2 protein-coding genes and 1 tRNA gene are annotated in these 3,985 nt (G+C 63.4%); all 3 read right to left on the reverse strand.

The window, feature by feature from the left end:
- A partial coding sequence (locus EGJ34_RS10325) for a hypothetical protein (protein WP_148100488.1) occupies window positions 1-1,819 on the reverse strand: 1,819 nt, incomplete at its 3' end.
- 994 nt (window positions 1,820-2,813) lie between these two features.
- Window positions 2,814-3,713 (reverse strand): RHS repeat-associated core domain-containing protein, encoded by a 900-nt coding sequence (locus EGJ34_RS10335; RefSeq protein WP_125360397.1) that lies wholly within the window; start codon window positions 3,711-3,713, stop codon window positions 2,814-2,816.
- A gap of 195 nt (window positions 3,714-3,908) precedes the next feature.
- Window positions 3,909-3,985: transfer RNA gene (locus EGJ34_RS10340), tRNA-Met, on the reverse strand.

Below are 3,985 nucleotides of genomic sequence, written 5' to 3' on the forward strand. Positions count from 1 at the left end.
CACCTCCGCCGCCCGTTCCGCCCCCGCCGTCGCCGCCCCCGCCGTCGCCCCCACCCGGGATGTCGATGACGCCCGGGGGCAGCGGAATGGCAGTCTCGAACCCGCGCTGCAACCGGTAGTCCCAGTAGGTAGCCGGATTGCCGACCAGATTCTGCGCAGGCGAGGCCGCGCCGTTGGCCGCGCCCGGGCCGTAGGCATAGAGCCGATAGCGGAACGGCGTGCCGCCGGTGACATACGCCCGCGTAAGCAGGAAGGCCGCGGCATTCGACTGTCCGGATACCTGCACCAATGACACGCCCGCATCAGGGCCATGGAACGCCGCGGCAGCTCCGGCCGATGCTGCCGAGGTCGCGGTCACCACGACACCGGTCAGGCCGCTGGCGTCGCCTCGGATCAACAGCCGGTCCGCCCGCTGATTGGCCAAAGCCCCCTGGTTTGCCTCGCTCACCGAGGCCCCTAGTTGCACCGCGCCCAACCCACCGTAATTGCCACTCACGTTGAGCACGTTGCCGAAGTTCACGCCATTGGTGGCGGCGATCACACCGCGATTGTCCAGGCTGCCGACGATGTCCAGTGCGCCCGTCGACGGCGACCACGTCGTCAGCCCCGAGCCTACCGCCAGCGTGCCGTGATTGCTCACCGCCGCCTCGATGCGACTGTCGGTACCGGCAAGCACCGTCCCACTTCCTACATCTACGGTGGCACCGGTGAGCACGGCACCGTCGAGGCCAGGTGCCCCCAGCCACAACTGCCCTGCGGTGATTGTGGTGGCACTGGCCTCGGTACGCCCCAGCAGACTCCAGCGCTGCGCATCCACCGTCAGGCTGGCGAACTGCAGGAAGTCGTTGCTGGCAACGCCTTCGCCGTGCAGCACGATATGGCTGCTGCCCGCGCCATACGCACTGCCGATCAACAGCGCGCCGCTGTCCTGGGTGAGCGTGCCGTTGCCGGTTTCGAACCGCAGCGAAGAGCTGCCGCCCTGGATCAGGCCGGTGTTGTTGATGGCCGCGGTCCCGTTGGTCATGCTGATGCCCACCGTCGCACCGCGAATGGCTGCACCCTGCTGGTTGATGACCGTTCCACCGGAATTGGTGGTTACGCCGACGCCAGTGCTGGCGTTCACCTGCCCGGCGTTGATCAGGGTCACCCCACCATTGACCAGGTTCACGCCATGCGTGGCGCCGCGCACCACGGCCGTGCTGGCGTTGAGGACGTCGCCTGAGCCGCCTTCCACGTGCAGGGCTTCGCCGCTGGTGGCTTCGATCAGGCCGGCGTTCAGAAGCCCGTTGCTGCTGTTGATCAGGCGCACCCCATAACTGCCGCCGACGACTTCAGCGCCGGACGCGTTGAGCAGGAAGCCTCCGGCACGCAACTCGACGCCGGGGCCGGTGCTGGCCACAATCCGCCCTTCATTGGTGACCGTAGCGGAGCTGTTGATAGCGGTGAAACCACCACCCCCGCCCTGCACTACCGCACCGGCATGGTTATGGAAGGTTTCTCCATTCTGCAGGCGCACCCCGAACACGTTGGGATCGGTGCTCACGAGTTGGCCGTAGTTGTCCAGCGTCCAGCGGAAGTTCTGGCCTACTACGGCTTCGCCTGTGGAGGTGAATACGCTGGCGGTGGCCGCCACCTGCGCCGTGGCGGCATTGTTGCCGGGCTCGCCGTCGAGATTGACGGTGCTGGTGCGGGCACCGTCAATTACCACCTGGGCGGAGGCACCGACCGGGATCAGCGCCAGCGCTATCGCGATGCGTAGCGTGCGGATTCGCGTGGACGCAGTACGGGCTGGGCTTCCGGCTTGCCCTCTCTTGCGCATGGGCCAAAGCTCCTTGCGGAAAGACATGATTCGAGCGGGAAGAGAATCAATTCAGAGTGAAATTCGTGCACGAACGTGCCGGCGGTCACGTGATTCAGTAGAAATACTTAGGAATGACGATGACGACCAGCATACGTGGCGAGATCGATGGATCGTATGTCACTCGCTTCTGATGACAACGAAGAAGACGAAGACGATGAGGCTCGCTCTCGCTGGAAGAAGCGCACCTGAGGCGCATCGGCAAAGCGCACACGCCTGGATGCTGACAGCGCCGTCCCATCAGCGCGTGCCTGGCCGCGCGGCGCTGGTGGCGCAGTCGGCCGGAATCTGTGCGGCAATAGTGGACCCGCCCTGGAGTTTGATTGGAAACCATTGGCCATCTTGATTCGGGGCAGCCGCAACGCAGCCGGAGCGGCCACCTGAACGGGGACGCCGCCGGCGTGATGTGCCACTCCATGTGAGCCGCGCGTTCGCAGAAGAAACGGGCTTGGCCTGGGCGAGGCTCTTGTGGCCGCACCGAAGCCACGGGCTGCCAGTCCGACGGCCGCAAAACCTGCAGCAGCCACAACACCCAGCGCCACAAGAATCGCAGAAGCGCCACGGTGCCCAGCCCGGTCCGCTGCAATCGCCGCGCCAGCAAACACACCCAGGGAACCGAGCGCGGCAATACCCGCACCTACCCACAGCGCGAACATGCCCTCAGGGTCATTACGATTGACTGGATCACCGTTGCAGTACGCGTAGGCATTCAGACCACCCGCGCTGAGCGGACTCAGGTGGTCGGGGCTGCAGAAGCGCGTCAGTGAAGGAAGATAGAGACGATGCCCCCTTCCTAGAAACTGCGCACCCGTTGCAGAATCGTGCAGCACACCGTTGTAGCCTATTCGCACGCGCTCCGGCAGGATGAGATGAGTGCAGGATTCCACGACAAGTCTCCACCGAACCACGCCATTCAACACGTTCTGTTTTCCGACGAGGGTGCAAACGTGATGTGTCAGCGCCGTCTTGAGCTAAGCAGCTCCCTCACCATGCGCTCGAGCTGCGGTTTATGCGCCAGCCAGGGATTGCGTTGGCCGGGTCCGATCTGAGTGACAGATCGCCCATCAGGGTAGAAGTACCGCTGATGATCGACTTTGTATGTGAGTCGTTTACCGACCGGATCCACCTTTCCACGAAACCCCATAACCGGCACTTTGAGCTCTCTTGATAATGCTTGCCCGAAAGAGGGTTCGCCTCGAGGCCCGGCATTCGCCGAATAGCACGCTTGCAGCTGCACGCCTTTGATGGGCTTCGCCCCCGCCATTTCCCGCATGCGGCTTGCGACTTCCTTCGCTCCAGTCATGTGTCTGCCCAACTGGACCCGGCCCGGCTGGCCATGCACTTCGGCAACAAACACCCCGCCCTGCAGCTCGTGAAGCCGCATGTCCCCGCGAGCCAGATCCTTGCCGATTGAACCTGGCTGTTGTCCAAAAGCTTTCGGCCCCAAGGTCTTTGGAATCACGTGAGCTGCGGTCGCCATCGCCGTGACAGCCCCAAGGCCCGCCGTCACACCCAGCAGCACGCCGCCCAGCTCCTTTTCGCCAGCGAAATAGGCAGCGGCCGTACCTATTGCCGCTCCAACCGTCAGCGCCAGTGCGCCCCAGGCAATGGGTGCCGCAAAATGTCCACTGGGATCGGCAAGGTTGATGGGATCGAGCCGGGCATACGCGTAGGCATTGATCCATCCCTCCTGAAAAGGACTCAGGCTGTCAGGGCTGTGGAATCGCATCAGCACCGGATTGAAGGCACGGTAGCCATTGCCGAGCATCTGCCATCGGGCAGTCGTCTCGTGCAGTTGGCCGTTATGGCCCAGGCGCGTACTTATCGGCGCGCTTTCGCGCAAAGTGAATGACATGCACCCACATCCAGTCTGCAGGTGTTGCAGATGTCGCCCCCGACAAAGCTACCCTGCGTCTGCTGCAGTTAGTGGAACGTGAAGAGAGGAGTCAACAAGTCAGCAAGGGAGAATCAGGTGGGATGCGACCAACAAAAAAGGCGACCCGTTACCGGATCACCTTTTCGTCTACTGCATCTGCACTGCAGATTGAGTTGGTAGCGGGGGCAGGATTTGAACCTGCGACCTTCGGGTTATGAGCCCGACGAGCTGCCAGACTGCTCCACCCCGCA

The organism is Stenotrophomonas sp. 278, assembly GCF_003935715.1.
Classification (GTDB): Bacteria; Pseudomonadota; Gammaproteobacteria; order Xanthomonadales; family Xanthomonadaceae; genus Stenotrophomonas; species Stenotrophomonas maltophilia_AH.

Excerpts from the sequence above, each read along its gene's own strand:
- EGJ34_RS10335 (WP_125360397.1), bottom strand. The coding sequence starts at position 3,713 with ATGTCATTCACTTTGCGCGAAAGCGCGCCGATAAGTACGCGCCTGGGC.